Source organism: Streptomyces sp. TRM68367 (genome assembly GCF_014495685.1).
Classification (GTDB): Bacteria; Actinomycetota; Actinomycetes; order Streptomycetales; family Streptomycetaceae; genus Streptomyces.
Genome location: NZ_JACTVI010000017.1, coordinates 35,378 through 49,940, shown reverse-complemented (window position 1 = coordinate 49,940; position 14,563 = coordinate 35,378). Strand labels below are relative to the sequence as shown.

Genomic DNA, 14,563 nt, shown 5'->3' with positions numbered 1-14,563 from the left:
CGCCTGCGCGCGCTGCTCCCCGACCTCACCCCCTGGCACTCCTCCCCCGACTTCCGGCGGCTGTGGGTGTCCGGGTTCGTCTCGAACTTCGGGAGTTTTCTGACGTTCGTCGCGCTGCCGGTGCAGTTGAAGGAGCTCACCGGGTCCGCGGCGGCGGTCGGGGCGATCGGGGCCGTGGAGCTGGTGCCGCTCGTGGTGTTCGGGCTGTACGGCGGTGCGCTGGCCGACGCCTGGGACAAGCGGAAGCTGATCGTGTGGACGGAGGCCGGGCAGGGCCTGCTGTGCGTGGCGCTGCTGGTCAACGCGATGCTGCCGCACCCGGCCGGGTGGCCGCTGTACGTCATCGCCGCCCTCTCCTCCGCCCTGGTGTCGGTGCAGCGGCCCGCGCTGGACGCACTGCTCCCCCGGATCGTGGCCCACGAGCACCTGCCGGCCGCGTCCTCCCTGAACGCGCTGCGCTGGACCATCGGCGGCGTGGCGGGCCCGGCGCTGGCCGGTGTGGTCGTCGCGTACGCGGGGCCCGGCTGGGCCTACGGTGCGGACCTGGCCACCTTCTTCGTGTCCGTCCTCCTCATCATCCGGCTCTCCCCCTCCCCCGCCGCGCACGAGGCCGGGCGGCCGTCGCTGAAGGCGATCGTCGAGGGCGCCCGGTACGCGTGGAGCCGCAAGGAACTGCTCGGCACGTACGTCGTCGACATCGCGGCGATGCTGTTCGCGACGCCGCTCGCGCTGCTGCCGTTCCTCGCGGACGAGCTGGACGCCGAGTGGTCGCTGGGTTTGATGTACGCGTCCGTCCCGGCCGGGGCGCTGCTGGTGAGCCTGACCAGCGGCTGGACGTCGCGGGTGCACCGGCACGGGCGGATGGTGGTGGTGTCGGCCGCGCTGTGGGGGCTGGCCATCGCGGCCGCCGGGCTCTCGGGCAACGTGTGGCTGGTGCTGTTGTTCCTCACGCTCGGCGGCGGCTTCGACATGGTCAGCGGGATGTTCCGGGCCACCATGTGGAACCAGACAATCCCGGACGAGCTGCGCGGCAGGCTCGCCGGCATCGAGCTGCTGTCGTACTCCGTGGGGCCGCAGCTGGGTCAGACCTGGGCGGGCGGTGTGGCGGCCTGGAAGGGTGTGCGGACGTCGATGTGGTCGGGCGGGCTGCTGTGCGTGGGCGCGGTGGGGCTGCTGGCGGTGTGCCTGCCGAAGCTGATGACGTACGACGCCCGCACCAACGAGCACGCGGTGCGGCAGCGCGAACAGCGCGCAGCCGCCGCTGCCGCCCCGCCCTAGCTGCGGCGGGTATTCAGCCGTCGTCGCGGTCACCCGCCGCAGCCGTCGGCGACGGCGACCGCCGCCTCAGTCGTCGTCCCGGCCGCCCGCCGGGGCGTCGTGCCAGCGGGGGTCGTTCTCCCACTGGAGGTTGCGCGTGCGGGCCGTCTCCATCGCGTGCTCGGCCTCAGCGCGGCTCGCGTACGGCCCGAAACGGTCCTTGGCCGGGCACTCCGGGCCCTCCTCGACCTTCTTGTGCTCCAGGCAGTAGTACCACTCGCCCGGCTTCCCGACCGTCCGCTTCTTGAACAGGGGCATGACCGGCTCCTTTCGCCACGGACATGGTCCCCCATGGCCGCTGTCTTAGACTCGCTGGCATGTCTGGCCAGTCGCTGCTCGTACCAGGGGACGTGTCCCCCACCCGTTCCGTACCCGGAAACATCCGCCGCCCCGAGTACGTGGGCAAGCCCGCGCCGGCGCCGTACACCGGACCGGAGGTGCAGACGCCCGAGACGATCGAGGCGATGCGCGTCGCCGGTCGGGTCGCCGCGCAGGCCTTGGCCGAGGCGGCGAGACTGATCGCGCCCGGCGTGACGACGGACGAGCTGGACAGGGTGGCGCACGAGTTCATGTGCGACCACGGCGCCTACCCCTCGACGCTCGGCTACCGCGGCTTCCCCAAGTCGCTGTGCACGTCCGTCAACGAGGTCATCTGCCACGGCATCCCGGACAGCACGGTGCTGCGCGACGGCGACATCATCAACCTCGACGTGACGGCGTACATCGGCGGCGTGCACGGCGACAACAACGCGACGTACCTGGTGGGTGACGCCGACGAGGAGAGCCGCCTGCTGGTGGAGCGCACCCGCGAGTCGCTGAACCGGGCGATCAAGGCGGTCAAGCCGGGCCGGCAGATCAATGTCATCGGCCGGGTCATCGAGTCGTACGCCAAGCGCTTCGGCTACGGCGTCGTGCGGGACTTCACCGGGCACGGCATCAACAGCTCGTTCCACTCCGGCCTGGTCATCCCGCACTACGACAGCCCGCACGCGACGACCGTGATGCAGCCCGGGATGACGTTCACGATCGAGCCGATGCTGACGCTCGGGACGTACGAGTACGACATGTGGGACGACGGCTGGACGGTCGTGACGAAGGACCGCAGGCGGACGGCCCAGTTCGAGCACACGCTGGTGGTGACTGAGACGGGGGCGGAGATCCTCACCCTGCCGTAAGCCCCGCTGACCTCGTGGGACCGCATGGCCCGCCCTCCTCGGAGGGCGGGCCTTTTCGCGTGATCACCACGGGTGTGGTTTCCGGGGCCGAGGGGTATTGTTTTACCGACAGGTCGTCGGCAAAACCGGTGACTTAGGTAACCCTAACCATAGAAACTCTGGCCTATGGACTCCTTCTCCACACTCATCCGCACCGCCTCTCACGAGCAGCACGTGGAGGCGGAGACGTCGACGTTCATGAGCGACCTCCTCGACGGCCGACTCGGCGTCGACGCGTACGCGCGCTATACCGAGCAACTGTGGTTCGTGTACGAGGCGCTGGAGGCCGGGGCCGGACGGCTGGCGTCGGACCCGGTGGCGGGGCCCTTCATCCGCCCGGAGCTGATGCGTCTGACCTCGCTGGAGCGGGACCTTGCGCACCTGAGGGGTCCCGGCTGGCGCGGCACGCTCTCCGCGCTGCCGGCGACGCGCGCGTACGCAGGCCGGATCACCGAGTGCGCCCGCGACTGGCCGGCCGGCTACATCGCCCACCACTACACCCGCTACCTCGGTGACCTCTCCGGCGGCCAGATCATCCGCCACCGGGCCGAGAAGACCTGGGGCTTTGCGAAGAAGGGCGACGGGGTCCGCTTCTACGTCTTCGAGGAGATCCCCAACCCGGCCGCGTTCAAGCGCGGTTACCGCGAACTGCTCGACGCGGTCCGCGCCGACGAGCTGGAGCGGCAGCGGATCGTCGCCGAGTGCAAGCGGGCGTTCGCGCTGAACACGGCCGTCTTCCGTGCCCTGGGTGACGAGTTCCCGCTGTCGGCGTGACCGTCCCCGGGGGCCGGCGCAGGTTGACCGCCTCAACGCTCAGAATTTGGCCGCCTCAACGTTCAAGAATAACGCGCCCCCCGATTTCCACCCACCCTCCCGGCTGCGGTGCCGTCAGGATCTGCGATCCGGAGCCCTGCGTGATGTTCAGCGCGCGGCCGAGCCGGTCCGTCAGGAGCAGCGCCGCGGCAGCGGTCGCCTCGTCCTCCTCGATGCCGTCGCCCCGGCCCGGGAAGGCGCGGGCGCGGATGCGGCCGGCGGGCTCGTCCTCCCACGCCCAGGCGTAAATCCTCCCCCACTGCCCGAAAGGCGTGGGAGGTGCCCCCACGCCGGGCGGCGGCACGGGCAGGTCGTCGACCTCGGCGGCGGTGGCGTACTGGCGGAGCGTGCACGGCGGGGCCCAGTCGGCGAGGGCCTCGATCCAGCTGAACTCGCCGTCCAGCCGGGTGCCCACCACACCGGCGGGCGTGACGAGTTCGGGGACGTCGAGGAGCCAGGCCGTGCCGACGCAGGAGTGGCCGGCGAAGGGCAGGCGGAGGGTGGGGGTGTAGATGTCGATGACGCCGCGCTCAGGGTCGTCGACGAACACGGTCTCGGTGAAGCCGAGTTTGGCGGCGAACGCCTGCCGGTCGCTCCGCTCGGGGATCGCCGATCCGTCGCGGACGACGCCGAGTTCGTTGCCGTAGCCCCCGTTCGGCGCGCAGAAGACGCGCAGCACGTCGTAGTCAGTCACGGGTGCATTCAAGCATCGCCGGGGCGACCGGGACGAAGAGGCAGCCGGAAGAACAGGCAAGGCCAACCTGAGCCGCATGACCTGGTGCCCTAAGGGGGTTGACCTAAGGGCGGGGGCTCAAAGGTCGTGTGGCGTCTGCGGGTTGTGGGGGTTGGTCGCATAGGCCACCGGCGCGCGCTACTCGCACACCGACCTGGTCGACTTCAAGTCCAACGTCGGGCGGCGCGGGTCTCGCGATCGGAGTGCTGCCCGTGCGAGGTCTCGGGCTGCCGTATCCACGCGGCCAGTAGCCGAAGCGCCTCTTCGGAGCTGGAGCCTGCCTCGGCGGTGTAGACACTCAGCCGCTGGTCCGGGTCGGCGGGCAGGGTGAGGGACTCGTAATTGAGGGTGAGCGGGCCGACGATCGGGTGGTGGAAGTGTTTGCTGCCATGCGTGTGCCGATACACGTTCTGGTCGGCCCACCAGCGGCGGAAGTCCTCATCCGTGATCGAGAGTTCGCCGACGAATTCGGCCAGCAGTGGATCGTGGGGATGGCGTCCGGCGTCGCGCCGTAGCGAGGCGACAGTGTCCTGGGCGTGGGTGTCCCAGTGGGTGTACAGCGAGCGGGCGGTCTCGTCGCAGAACATTTGCTGAAGGGCGTCTTCAACTTCCAGCCCGATCCGACCGTCCTCCAGGTCACGGTGTGGCTGCTGTACCTGATCCCGACGCTCGCGCTCTTCCTGGCCCCGGTAGGGTTCGCCTCCGGAAAGGGGAAGGTGAAGCAACCCGATGAGCAGGGATCGCGGCCCTCGAAGGCTCCGCAGGCTTGGCCGGAGCGCGTTGATAGCGGCCTCGCTGACCGCCTTGGCGTTGACGGCGAGCGGTTGCGTGGTGGTGCACGGCGAGCGCGAGGTGCTCCCGGCCACCACTCGCGCCGAGGCCGCTAAGGCGCTCCAGCAGTTCACGACCTCGTACAACAACGCCGACAAGGCGTACGACAGTTCCCTGGACGCCGACCACACGACCGGCGCCCTCGCCGACATCGACGGGGCGCGGCTGAAGGCCGGGCACGCCAACAACCCGGACGGCAACCCGAATCACACTCCGCTGAAGCTGACCGACGCCAAGTTCACGATCCCGAAGAAGGCCGGCTGGCCGCGCTGGTTCCTCGCCGACACGGCCGGCAACAAGGGCGGCGCCGCGCGCTGGCTGCTGGTGTTCACCCGGGGCGGCCTGGACGAGCCGTGGGAGGTGGCATACCTGACGCTGGTGGCTCCCGGCGACGTGCCGGCGTTCAAGACGGACAAGGACGGCTGGGCGGAGGCGGTGCCCGCGAACTCCGCCGGACTGGCCGTCCCGCCCGGGGAGTTGAGCAAGGACTACACGACGTACCTCAAGAGCGGCGGGGACGGCTTCGCGGCGGGCGCGCACACCTCCGCATGGCGCGCGCATCGCGCGAAGGACACCAGCCGGCCGGGACTGGCCACGCAGTACATCGACGAGCCGATGAACAGCGGCGACTACGCGCCGCTGGCGCTGCGCACGAAGGACGGCGGGGCGCTGGTGTTCTTCACCACGCGCCACTACGAGAAGCAGACGGCCCACTCCGGCACCTCGGTGCCCCCGCCGAACAAGGACGTGCTGGCACTGACGACCGGGGAGATCAAGCAGTCGCTGACGATGGAGTTCGTCTCCAACGAGGTGGCCCTGGATCCGAGGAGGGGCGGAAAGGTGTCGGTCCTCGGCCGGATTCAGGGGCTGACGTCGGCACAGGGCGGATAGCCGCTCATCGATTCAGTGGCGCAGGGGCCAGGCCGTGCCCGCGCGGTCGGGCTCCCCGCCGATGTACCGGGCGCAGGAGTCGGTGAGGACCTCCAGCAGGCTCAGCGGGTCGGGCAGCGGGTGCTCGGGGCCGCGTACCCAGTGCACGATCTGGTCGTCGCCGGGCAGCCGGGCGGGCGGTACGAGGACGTAGGAGCCGCGGCAGTGCCAGCGCAGGCCGGGGTGCTCGTCCATGGTCTCCGGGTGGCAGTCCAGCTCGCACGGCCACCACTCGTCCTCGTCCTCGGGGGTGCCGCGGGTGAGGGTGAAGAACAGCAGGCGGCCGTCGGTGCTCTCGGCGACCGGGCCGACCTCGATGCCGGCGGCGAGCAGCCGCTGCAACGCCTCGCGACCGGCGTCGAGGGGCACGTCGAGGACGTCGTGCACCATGCCGGTCGCGGTGATGAAGTTGGCCTGCGGCTGGTGGCGGGCCCAGCGCTCGATCTGGGCGCGGTCGGTGGTGGACTGCGACTGCCAGGCGAAGGACACCGGGTGCCGGGCCGGGGTGGGACAGCCGACGCGGTCGCAGGAGCACATGTAGCCGGACGGATGCGCGGCGGGCGCGAGGGGCAGGCCCGCTTCGGCGGCGGCGAGCAGCAGGTCCTCCCGGCCGCCGTCCCCGACGGCCTCCTTCGGGCGGCGTCCGCGCAGCCACTGGGAGAGTTTGCCCTGCCGGCCGGTGCGGCCGCCGAACGTCGCGCTCATCAATCCCCTCGCCTCGCTGTCGTGCGGAACAGCATGACCTATTGTCCCACCATCCTGTGCATCGGGGGGCCAGAGGCCCCGACCGGGGTGGGTGGGGGCCGTGATTTGGCGTCCTACCGTGATCGTCACGGTCACGAGGATCGCGCTGACGGCGCTGGGGTTCCGGCCCGCTGACGGCGGCGGCGCTCCCCGGCGTCACGTACGTCGCCCACCGGGGCGGCGCGCGCGAGGTCCCGGAGAACAGCATGTCGGGGGCTGATGGCGGCCTACCGGCGCGGACCCCGAGGTGGCCTGGCCCGGCCGGGGGCGAGGCGGTGAGGGCTCAGCGGGGGGCGAGGCCGTACAGGGCGTAGTCGACGAGGGTGTCGGTGTACTCGTACGAGATCGGGCCGGTGTGCTGGAGCCAGCGCTGGGCGAGCGGGGAGATGAAGAACTCCAGAGCGATGCGCGGGTCGATCCCGGGGCGCACCTCACCGGCCTCCTGCGCGGCGCGCAGCCGGTCGACGTACAGCTGGATGGACGGTTCCATGAGCGTGGCCGCGCACCTCCGGCCGAGTTCTTCGTCGACCAGCCCCTCGGCGGCCAGGGCCCGTGACGGCGCCGCGTACCGGGGGTCCTTCAACTGGTCGACGGTGGCCCGCAGGACGGCCTTGATGTCGGCGGCCAGGTCACCGGTGTCCGGGATGACGTACGGTTCCGCACCCGCCTCCCGCGACGCCTGCGCGAAGAGGTCGAGGTACGCCTCCATCAGGACCTCCGCCTTCGACGACCACCACCGGTAGATCGTCTGCTTGCCGACGCCGGCGCGGGCGGCGATGCCCTCGATCGTGGTCCTGGGGTAACCGAGCTCGACGACGAGGGCGATGGCGGCGTCGTAGATCGCGCGCCGGGACTTCTCGCTGCGGCGGCTGGCGTCGGGGGCGGGTTTGTCGGGGGCGGGACGGGTGGACTTCTGAACGGTCATGCCCCGAATTTATCAGCTTGACAAGACGATACGTCTCGCTGGACTCTGGAGAGCATGCGGCGAGACAATACGTCTCGTTACGTCACCTTGACGAAGGGAGCCCACCATGGCGCGGAACGGATCCGGAAACCTGCTCGGAGTCGGCGGCACCCGCCGGACCCTCGGACGCAACGCCCTGCGGGGCAACGCCAAGGGGGGCCGGATCGGGGGCGGAACCGATCCGGCCGCACAGAAACGCGAGCTGCTGCGCAAGCTCCAGGAGAAGCAGGGTGAGGCGAAGGGCCACGACTCCCAGGAACACGACAGCTCCCGGGAAACGGCCTAGTCGTCCGGTTGCGGCGCAGGTAACCGACCGGCTTCGGCTTTGTCGTTGGCGCCGCCTTCGAGACCCTTCACGGTGTCGGTGACACCGTCCCGGCGGTGCGGAAGCCGTGGGTGTGGAGCCCTTTCTCCACGAGGGACGCGATCTCGGCTTCGTCTTCGGCGATGAGGATGCGGGCGGGGTCGTGTGCTGGTCGCATGGTCTCCTCGTCGGCCTCGTCGGCCTCGTCGGCGAGTTCGAGGCGACGGGCGCGGCTACTGGGTCGCCGGCGGCCAGGCGTCGCCCCAGTCCGCGTCGCGCGCGGCCTTGTACAGGTGGCCGTGGCGCTTGGTGACGGTCGTGCGGCGCAGCTTCGGCTCGGTCTCGCACAGGTCGAGCAGGACCTGGCCCTTGCGGATCTGCGGCTTGCGGACGACGCGGGAGACGGCCGGGGCGACCGGGAAGCGGGCGGCGGCGACGTAGGCGAACTTCTCGTCCTCGTAGGCGAGGGAGCCGCCCTTGACCTGGCGGTGCAGCGAGGAACGGCTGACCCTCGCCGAGAAGTGGCACCAGTCGGTGCCGGGGGTGATGGGGCAGGCGGCGCTGTGCGGGCAGGGGGCGGCGACGCGGAAGCCGGCGGCGATCAGGCGGTCGCGGGCGGCGAGGACGCGGGTGTAGCCGTCGGGGGTGCCGGGTTCGACGATCACGACGGCCTGCGCGGCAGCCGCGGCGGCGTCGACGAGGGCGGTGCGGTCGGCGGCGGTGAGCTCGTTGAGGACGTAGGAGACGGTGACGAGATCGGTGCTCTCGATGGTGAGCGCCGCTCCGATCCGGGAGCGCCGCCAACGGGCGTCCCGCAGCGCCGGGTTGGCGGCGGCGATCTCCCGTCCGAGCGCGAGTGCGGGCTCGGCCCAGTCGAGCACGGTGACGCTGCGCTCGTCGGGCCAGGTCGCGGTGACGGCCCAGGTCGCGGCGCCGGTCCCGCCGCCGACGTCGATGTGACTGCCGGGCACCCACTCCGGCACGGCCCGCGCGAACGCCTCCAGCGCCGAGTGTGCCGCCTCGAAGGTCGCGGGCATCCGGTAGGCGGTGTATGCGGCCACGTCTGCGCGGTCGCGGAGGATCGGGGCGTCGGTGGGCGTGGCACCCCGGTAGTTGGCGATCAGCCGGTCGACGGCCTGTGCGGCCTGGCGGGGCGGGAGGCCGTCGAGGAGGGCGGCGAGGGCGGTACGCAGGGTCTCGGCGGCCGGGGGTGCGGGGGCGTTCACCCGGCGATTCTACGGGCGTACCGGGGCAGAGCGGCGCTCACAGAGGAGAGCAGCGCTCTCCGAAAGAGGTCGCCGTAGTAGGCCATGGCCACGTCGCCGTGCCCCAGCAGCCCCGGCGCGGGCAAGGCCGTCCTGCAGCGCGGGGGAGCCACTCCCAACCCGCGCCATGGGCCTCCCCCACGTGTTCCGCCTCGGCAAGCAACCCTGCCGATCAGGAGGCCGGCCTCGAACGGACTCTCACATCCCCCGCACCGCCCGCGCCACCCGCGACCCCACCGCCGCCCTCGGCCGGCTGTCCGGTGTCCGCCGGCGGGGATGGACCGTGTTCGCCAGCAGGACGACGAAGGTGTCCGTGGCCGGGTCCAGGACCAGGGACGTGCCCGTGAAGCCGGTGTGGCCCGCCGCTCCCCTGCCCGCCAACTCGCCCATGAACCACGCCTGGTCGACGACGAAACCCAGCCCGGGCGGGGTCAGCAGGAGGTCCACGAAGTCGGGGCCGAGGATGCGGGCGGGGCCGTAGGAGCCGGCCGCGAGCAGCGTGCGGCAGAAGACGGCCAGGTCCCGGCCCGTGGAGAACAGGCCCGCGTGGCCGGCCACTCCGCCCAGCGCCCACGCGTTCTCGTCGTGCACCTCGCCGCGCAGCATGCCCCGGTCCGCCTTGGCCCACGGCCGCCGCTGGTCCTCCGTGGCCGCCGCGCCGGGGCAGGGCCCGAAGACCGTCGCGGTCATGCCGAGCGGCCGGGTGATGCCGTCGTGGACGAGGGCGTCGAGGGTGCGTCCGGTGAGGCGTTCCAGGACGTGCTGGAGGAGCAGCATGTTCAGGTCGGAGTAGCAGTACGTGCCCGCCACGCCGACCGGTGGCTCGGCGCGCAGCAGGGCCAGGCGTTCGGCGTCGTCGGCGCAGTCGTACAGCGGGAGTTCGGGCCGCAGCCCGGAGGTGTGGGTGAGCAGCTGCCGTACGGTGATGCCGTGCAGGGCGGCCGCGTGGAAGTCCGGCAGGTACGCGCCCACGCGCGCGTCGATGCCGAGCGTGCCCCGCTCGATCTGCTGCACGGCCGCGACCGAGGTGAACAGTTTCGTCAGGGACGCCAGGTCGAACGCCGTGTCCACGGTCATCGGCACCCGCACGTCCGGCGGCAGTTCGACCCCGGCGTCGGCCCCTTCGTCGTACGCCGCGTACCGCACGGCCCAGCCCGCCGCCTCCGCCACGGCGATCACCGGTCCGCGCCCGGCGACCACGACGGCGCCCGCCGCCCACGGCTGTTCGCCGGTGGTGAGGGCCTGGACCTCCTTCACGAGGTGACGGAGTTCCCCGGGGTCGAGTCCGGCCCGATCCGGTGGGCCGGTGCGCAGTCTCGGTGCGCTCAGCTCTCTGCCACCTCCACGCTCGCACGCCTGTTCCAGGGACGGCACATTCCCACGAAACAGGCCGCCGCCACCAGTGCCGCGGCCAGTTGGACGACGGCCATCGGGACGGCGGTGTCCTCCCCGGCCACGCCGACCAACGGCGAGGCGATCGCGCCGATGAGGAAGGACGTCGTGCCGAGCAGGGCGGACGCGGAGCCGGCCGCGTGCCGGGTGCGCATCAGGGCGAGTGCCTGGGTGTTGGGCAGCGTGATGCCCATCGCGGACATCAGCACGAACAGCGCGGCGGCGACCGGCACGAGCCCGACCTCGCCGAAGACGCCCACCGACATCAGCAGCAGCGCGGTCGCGGCCACGGCCACGACCGCGAGGCCGACGGCCAGCACCCGGTCGAGGCCGACCCGGCCGACCAGCACCTTGCCGTTGATCTGGCCGACGAGGACCAGGCCGACGGAGTTGATGCCGAACAGCAGGCTGAACGTCTGCGGCGAGGCGCCGTAGATCTCCTGGATCACGAACGGCGAGGCCGAGACGTAGGCGAACAGCGAGGCGAAGGCGAAGCCGCCCGCGAGGGTGTAGCCGGCGAAGGCGCGGTCGGCGAACAGGCCGCGCATGGAGCGCAGGGCCGCGCCGACCCCGCCGCCGTGCCGCTCGGCGGCGGGCAGCGTCTCGGGCAGCTTCGCCCACACCACCCCGGCCAGCACCACGCCGATGACCGCGAGCAGCACGAACACGCCCCGCCACTCCGTCACCCGCAGGATCTGCCCGCCGATCAGCGGTGCCACGATCGGCGCGACCCCGGAGATCAGCATGAGCGTGGAGAAGAAGCGGGCCATCGCCACACCGTCGTACAGGTCGCGTACGACGGCCCGCGCGATGACGATCGCGGCGGCCCCGGCGAGGCCCTGGGCCAGCCGGAACGTGATCAGCGTCTCGACGGTGGGCGCGAGCGCGCACAGCACGGTGGCGACGATGAAGACGGCGAGTCCGGCGAGCAGCGGGCGCCGGCGGCCCCACCGGTCGCTCATCGGCCCGACCACCAGCTGGCCGAACGCCATGCCGGCCAGGCAGGCGGTGAGGGTGAGCTGGACGGTCGCGGCGGGCGCGTGCAGGGCGCCTGTGACCTCCGGCAGCGAGGGGAGGTACATGTCCATCGCCAGCGGGGGTATCGCTGTCAGGCTGCCGAGGATGAAGGTGACGAGCAGGCTGATGCGGCGGAGCACGGGAACGGCCGTTCCGGTGTGAGATGGTACGGCCGTTTGTGGCGCTGTCTTCGTTTGTGTCGCTGTCTTCGCTTGTGTCGCCGTGTCCCTCGTCGTGTCCGGTCTCGGTGCCCTCTGCTCGGGCATGTGCCCCTCCCTCTGCGCGTGATCCGCCCCTATGCTCTCAGCTCGTACGGATAGTCATGCGAAATGCCGTGGGTCACATGAGTGAGGGGTGGGGGCCGGGTATGGCGGAGCGGAGCGTGCGGTGGGGGATCCTGGCGACGGGCGGGATCGCGGCGTCGTTCACGGCGGACCTGGTCGACCTGCCGGACGCGGAGGTCGTGGCGGTGGCCTCGCGCACGCCGGACGCGGCGAAGGCGTTCGCGGAGCGGTTCGGGATCCCGCGGGCGTACGGCGAGTGGGCGGCGCTCGCGCGGGACGAGGACGTCGACGTGGTGTACGTCGCCACGCCGCACTCGGCGCACCGGGCGGCGGCCGGGCTGTGTCTGGCGGCGGGGCGGAACGTGCTGTGCGAGAAGGCGTTCACGCTGAACGCGCGTGAGGCCGGGGAGCTGGTCGCGCTGGCGCGGGAGCGCGGGAGCTTCCTGATGGAAGCGATGTGGATGTACTGCAACCCGCTGATCCGGCGGCTGAAGGCGCTGGTCGACGACGGCGCGATCGGCGAGGTGCGGCATGTGCAGGCCGACTTCGGACTCTCCGGGCCGTTCCCGCCGTCACACCGGCTGCGGGACCCGGCGCAGGGCGGGGGCGCACTGCTGGATCTCGGCGTGTACCCGGTGTCGTTCGCGCACCTGCTGCTCGGGGAGCCCTCGGACATCACGGCGAGAGCGGTGCACTCCGAGGAGAGCGTCGATCTCCAGACGGGAGCACTGCTCTCCTGGGAGAGCGGCGCTCTCGCTTCGGTGCACTGCTCCATCGTCGGCGGTACGCCGGTCTCCGCTTCGGTCACCGGCTCGCAGGGCCGCATCGATGTGCCGCACGGCTTCTTCTTCCCGGACCGGTTCGTGCTGCACCGGGACGGCCGCGACCCGGAGGAGGTCACGGCCGATCCGGCGGACGGTCCCCGGGGCAGCCTCAAGCACGAGGCCCGTGAGGTGATGCGCGCCCTGCGGGCCGGCGAGGCCGAGTCCCCGCTCGTCCCACTGGACGGCACGCTCGCCGTGATGCGGACGCTCGACGCGATCCGGGACCGCATCGGCGTCCGCTACCCGGGCGAGGCACCCGACGAGGACCCCACCGCACAGCTCACGCCGGCTTGAGCCCCTGCTCCCCCACCTCCGTCACGAAGGACGCGGCCGTCGCGACCGGCGCGCCCGGCCTGAGCACGTACGGCACGGTCCTGAAGTCGGCGCGCGCCCGCTCCTGCCCGAGCGTGACCGTCACGTATCCGCGCCGCCCGTTGTAGAACTTCAGGTGCGGGTTGGCCCTCGTGTACGTGTCCCAGTTCGCGGGCTTGTCGGCGCCGTCCCGGCCGCTGGAGATCGAGGTGGCCACGATCTCCGTGCCGAGCGTGCGCGACGCCTGGTCGTCGAAGTCGTCCTTGATGTCGAAGGCGTACGCCGAGTGCACGTCGCCGCTGAGCACCATCAGGTTCTCGATGCCGGCCGCCTTCGCACCATCGAGGACGCGCCCGCGTGAGGCCCGGTAGCCGTCCCAGGCGTCCATGGACACCCGCGACGGCGTGGTCAGGTCGATGTGCCGCTGGGCGAACATGACCTGCTGCGGTACGACGTTCCACAGCGCCCGCGAGGCACGCCAGCCGTCGAGCAGCCACCGCTCCTGCGTCTCGCCGGTCATGGTGCGCGCCGGGTCGTCGGACTCGGGGCCGGGGGCGTGCGCAGTGTCGCCGTAGGCCTGGTTGGAGCGGTACTGGCGGGTGTCGAGCACGTCGAACTGGGCAAGCCGGCCCCAGTGCAGGCGGCGGTAGAGCCGCATGTCGGGCCCGGCGGGCTGCTGGGGCAGGCGCAGCGGCTGGTTCTCCCAGTAGGCGCGGTAGGCGGAGGCGCGGCGCAGCAGGAACTCCTCCGGCGGGACGTCGTTCTCGGGGATGTCGTCGGCGTAGTTGTTCTCGGTCTCGTGGTCGTCCCAGGTCACGACGAACGGGTGCGCGGCGTGCGCGGCCCTGAGGTCGGGGTCGGACTTGAAGAGGGCGTACCGCAGGCGGTAGTCCTCCAGCGTCACCGTCTCGCGGTTGAAGAGGGCGGGCAGGGTGCGGTCCTTGTAGTTGCGCTGGCCGCCGACGGAGTTGACCGCGTACTCGTAGAGGTAGTCCCCGAGGTGGAAGACGAGGTCGACGTCGTCCTGAGCCAGATGCGCGTACGGGGTGTAGTACCCGTCGTGGTACGCCTGGCAGGAGACGGCGGCGAGGGTGAGCGCGGCGGCGCTGCTCCCGGGCGCGGGCGCGGTGCGGGTACGGCCGGTCTCGCTCACCCAGCTGCCCGCCCGGAAGCGGTAGAAGTACCCGCGGCCGGTGTCGAGGTGGTCCACCGTGACGTGCACGCTGTGGTGGAACTCGGGGTGCGCGGTGGCGGTGCCCCTTCTGACGACGCGGCTGAAGCGCTCGTCGCGGGCCAGCTCCCAGTGGACGGTGACGCGCTCGGCGGGCAGCCCGCTGTCGGCCTGGTACGGCTTGGGGGCGAGGCGCGTCCACAGAAGCACGGAGCCGGGCAGCGGGTCTCCGGAGGCGACGCCGAGCGTGAACGGGTTCTCGGTGATGCGGGCGGCGTCGAGTTCGGCGGCGGCCGCCACTCCGGCGGACGGCAGGTTGGTCGCGAAGGCGAGCGCGGCGGCGGCGCCGGTGGCGGTCAGGAAGCGGCGGCGGCCGATGTGCCGGGCGGCGGCGCGGAGTTCGGGGGCATGCTGGGACGGGCGTGCTGCGGATGTCATCCGGTCCTCC

The 14,563-nt window shown here is 71.8% G+C and carries 16 protein-coding genes and 2 pseudogenes; 8 read left to right on the top strand and 10 right to left on the bottom strand.

Annotated features, from left to right (window positions below):
• Positions 1-3: 3 nt before the first annotated feature.
• On the top strand, positions 4-1,278 hold the full coding sequence (locus H8R17_RS14325; protein ID WP_187823620.1) for an MFS transporter: 1,275 nt from the start codon (positions 4-6) through the stop codon (positions 1,276-1,278).
• 66 nt (positions 1,279-1,344) lie between these two features.
• On the opposite strand, the gene H8R17_RS14320 is transcribed toward H8R17_RS14325, so the two are convergent.
• Positions 1,345-1,575 carry a hypothetical protein gene (locus tag H8R17_RS14320; protein ID WP_187823559.1) on the bottom strand — a complete coding sequence of 77 codons (231 nt, stop codon included), beginning with the start codon at positions 1,573-1,575 and terminating at the stop codon, positions 1,345-1,347.
• A 59-nt stretch (positions 1,576-1,634) separates the two neighbouring features.
• On the opposite strand from H8R17_RS14320, the gene map reads away from it, so the two are divergent.
• The gene (gene map, locus H8R17_RS14315; protein WP_187823558.1) at positions 1,635-2,492 is read left to right on the top strand and encodes a type I methionyl aminopeptidase; all 858 of its coding nucleotides are present in this window, start codon (positions 1,635-1,637) and stop codon (positions 2,490-2,492) included.
• 165 nt (positions 2,493-2,657) lie between these two features.
• The gene (locus tag H8R17_RS14310; protein ID WP_187823557.1) at positions 2,658-3,305 is read left to right on the top strand and encodes a heme oxygenase (biliverdin-producing); all 648 of its coding nucleotides are present in this window, start codon (positions 2,658-2,660) and stop codon (positions 3,303-3,305) included.
• A gap of 55 nt (positions 3,306-3,360) precedes the next feature.
• On the opposite strand, the gene H8R17_RS14305 is transcribed toward H8R17_RS14310, so the two are convergent.
• Positions 3,361-4,038 (bottom strand): PhzF family phenazine biosynthesis protein, encoded by a 678-nt coding sequence (locus tag H8R17_RS14305; RefSeq protein ID WP_187823556.1) that lies wholly within the window; start codon positions 4,036-4,038, stop codon positions 3,361-3,363.
• 203 nt (positions 4,039-4,241) lie between these two features.
• Entirely contained in the window at positions 4,242-4,664 is a 423-nt protein-coding gene (locus H8R17_RS14300; RefSeq protein WP_262505244.1) for a hypothetical protein, read from the bottom strand.
• Here H8R17_RS14300 and H8R17_RS46700 point away from each other — a divergent pair.
• Both H8R17_RS46700 and H8R17_RS14290 read left to right on the top strand, forming a co-directional pair.
• Positions 4,665-4,964, top strand: a pseudogene (locus H8R17_RS46700) (hypothetical protein); the annotation flags it as partial.
• A complete protein-coding gene (locus tag H8R17_RS14290) occupies positions 4,882-5,799 on the top strand; it encodes a hypothetical protein (RefSeq protein WP_262505243.1) in 918 nt (305 codons plus the stop codon). The pseudogene H8R17_RS46700 and the gene H8R17_RS14290, both read left to right, overlap by 83 nt.
• A 12-nt stretch (positions 5,800-5,811) precedes the next feature.
• On the opposite strand, the gene H8R17_RS14285 is transcribed toward H8R17_RS14290, so the two are convergent.
• Positions 5,812-6,543 (bottom strand): bifunctional DNA primase/polymerase, encoded by a 732-nt coding sequence (locus H8R17_RS14285; RefSeq protein ID WP_187823554.1) that lies wholly within the window; start codon positions 6,541-6,543, stop codon positions 5,812-5,814.
• Between the two features lie 170 nt (positions 6,544-6,713).
• On the opposite strand from H8R17_RS14285, the pseudogene H8R17_RS48670 reads away from it, so the two are divergent.
• A pseudogene (locus H8R17_RS48670) lies at positions 6,714-6,822 on the top strand (glycerophosphodiester phosphodiesterase); the annotation flags it as partial.
• A gap of 43 nt (positions 6,823-6,865) precedes the next feature.
• Here the strand turns inward: H8R17_RS48670 and H8R17_RS14280 are convergent.
• Positions 6,866-7,507 carry a TetR/AcrR family transcriptional regulator gene (locus H8R17_RS14280; RefSeq protein ID WP_187823553.1) on the bottom strand — a complete coding sequence of 214 codons (642 nt, stop codon included), beginning with the start codon at positions 7,505-7,507 and terminating at the stop codon, positions 6,866-6,868.
• 106 nt (positions 7,508-7,613) lie between these two features.
• Between H8R17_RS14280 and H8R17_RS14275 the strand changes: the two genes are divergently transcribed.
• On the top strand, positions 7,614-7,832 hold the full coding sequence (locus H8R17_RS14275; RefSeq protein WP_187823552.1) for a DUF6243 family protein: 219 nt from the start codon (positions 7,614-7,616) through the stop codon (positions 7,830-7,832).
• Positions 7,833-7,899: 67 nt separating this feature from the next.
• On the opposite strand, the gene H8R17_RS46695 is transcribed toward H8R17_RS14275, so the two are convergent.
• The 4 genes from H8R17_RS46695 to H8R17_RS14255 form a co-directional block, all read right to left on the bottom strand.
• Complete coding sequence (locus H8R17_RS46695) at positions 7,900-8,028, bottom strand: response regulator transcription factor (RefSeq protein WP_187823551.1); 129 nt, start codon at positions 8,026-8,028, stop codon at positions 7,900-7,902.
• Between the two features lie 55 nt (positions 8,029-8,083).
• Positions 8,084-9,076, bottom strand: a complete 993-nt coding sequence (locus tag H8R17_RS14265) for a small ribosomal subunit Rsm22 family protein (protein WP_187823550.1) — start codon at positions 9,074-9,076, stop codon at positions 8,084-8,086.
• Positions 9,077-9,313: 237 nt separating this feature from the next.
• On the bottom strand, positions 9,314-10,489 hold the full coding sequence (locus H8R17_RS14260; RefSeq protein WP_187823549.1) for a serine hydrolase: 1,176 nt from the start codon (positions 10,487-10,489) through the stop codon (positions 9,314-9,316).
• Entirely contained in the window at positions 10,441-11,790 is a 1,350-nt protein-coding gene (locus H8R17_RS14255; RefSeq protein WP_187823548.1) for a multidrug effflux MFS transporter, read from the bottom strand. Before H8R17_RS14255 ends, H8R17_RS14260 begins: the two co-directional genes overlap by 49 nt.
• A 101-nt stretch (positions 11,791-11,891) precedes the next feature.
• Here H8R17_RS14255 and H8R17_RS14250 point away from each other — a divergent pair, with 101 nt between their 5' ends.
• Positions 11,892-12,926: a Gfo/Idh/MocA family protein gene (locus H8R17_RS14250; RefSeq protein WP_187823547.1), complete on the top strand. Its 1,035-nt coding sequence runs from the start codon at positions 11,892-11,894 to the stop codon at positions 12,924-12,926.
• Here H8R17_RS14250 and H8R17_RS14245 read toward each other — a convergent pair.
• The gene (locus H8R17_RS14245) at positions 12,913-14,553 is read right to left on the bottom strand and encodes an alkaline phosphatase (RefSeq protein WP_187823546.1); all 1,641 of its coding nucleotides are present in this window, start codon (positions 14,551-14,553) and stop codon (positions 12,913-12,915) included. The genes H8R17_RS14250 and H8R17_RS14245 overlap by 14 nt on opposite strands.
• Between the last annotated feature and the right edge of the window lie 10 nt (positions 14,554-14,563).

Coding starts and splice junctions, on each gene's coding strand:
- H8R17_RS14320 (WP_187823559.1), bottom strand. CDS start 1,575: ATGCCCCTGTTCAAGAAGCGGACGGTCGGGAAGCCGGGCGAGTGGTAC.
- H8R17_RS14310 (WP_187823557.1), top strand. CDS start 2,658: ATGGACTCCTTCTCCACACTCATCCGCACCGCCTCTCACGAGCAGCAC.
- H8R17_RS46695 (WP_187823551.1), bottom strand. CDS start 8,028: ATGCGACCAGCACACGACCCCGCCCGCATCCTCATCGCCGAAGACGAA.
- H8R17_RS14275 (WP_187823552.1), top strand. CDS start 7,614: ATGGCGCGGAACGGATCCGGAAACCTGCTCGGAGTCGGCGGCACCCGC.
- H8R17_RS14245 (WP_187823546.1), bottom strand. CDS start 14,553: ATGACATCCGCAGCACGCCCGTCCCAGCATGCCCCCGAACTCCGCGCC.
- H8R17_RS14250 (WP_187823547.1), top strand. CDS start 11,892: ATGGCGGAGCGGAGCGTGCGGTGGGGGATCCTGGCGACGGGCGGGATC.
- H8R17_RS14255 (WP_187823548.1), bottom strand. CDS start 11,790: ATGCCCGAGCAGAGGGCACCGAGACCGGACACGACGAGGGACACGGCG.
- H8R17_RS14280 (WP_187823553.1), bottom strand. CDS start 7,507: ATGACCGTTCAGAAGTCCACCCGTCCCGCCCCCGACAAACCCGCCCCC.
- map (WP_187823558.1), top strand. CDS start 1,635: ATGTCTGGCCAGTCGCTGCTCGTACCAGGGGACGTGTCCCCCACCCGT.
- H8R17_RS14300 (WP_262505244.1), bottom strand. CDS start 4,664: ATGTTCTGCGACGAGACCGCCCGCTCGCTGTACACCCACTGGGACACC.
- H8R17_RS14285 (WP_187823554.1), bottom strand. CDS start 6,543: ATGAGCGCGACGTTCGGCGGCCGCACCGGCCGGCAGGGCAAACTCTCC.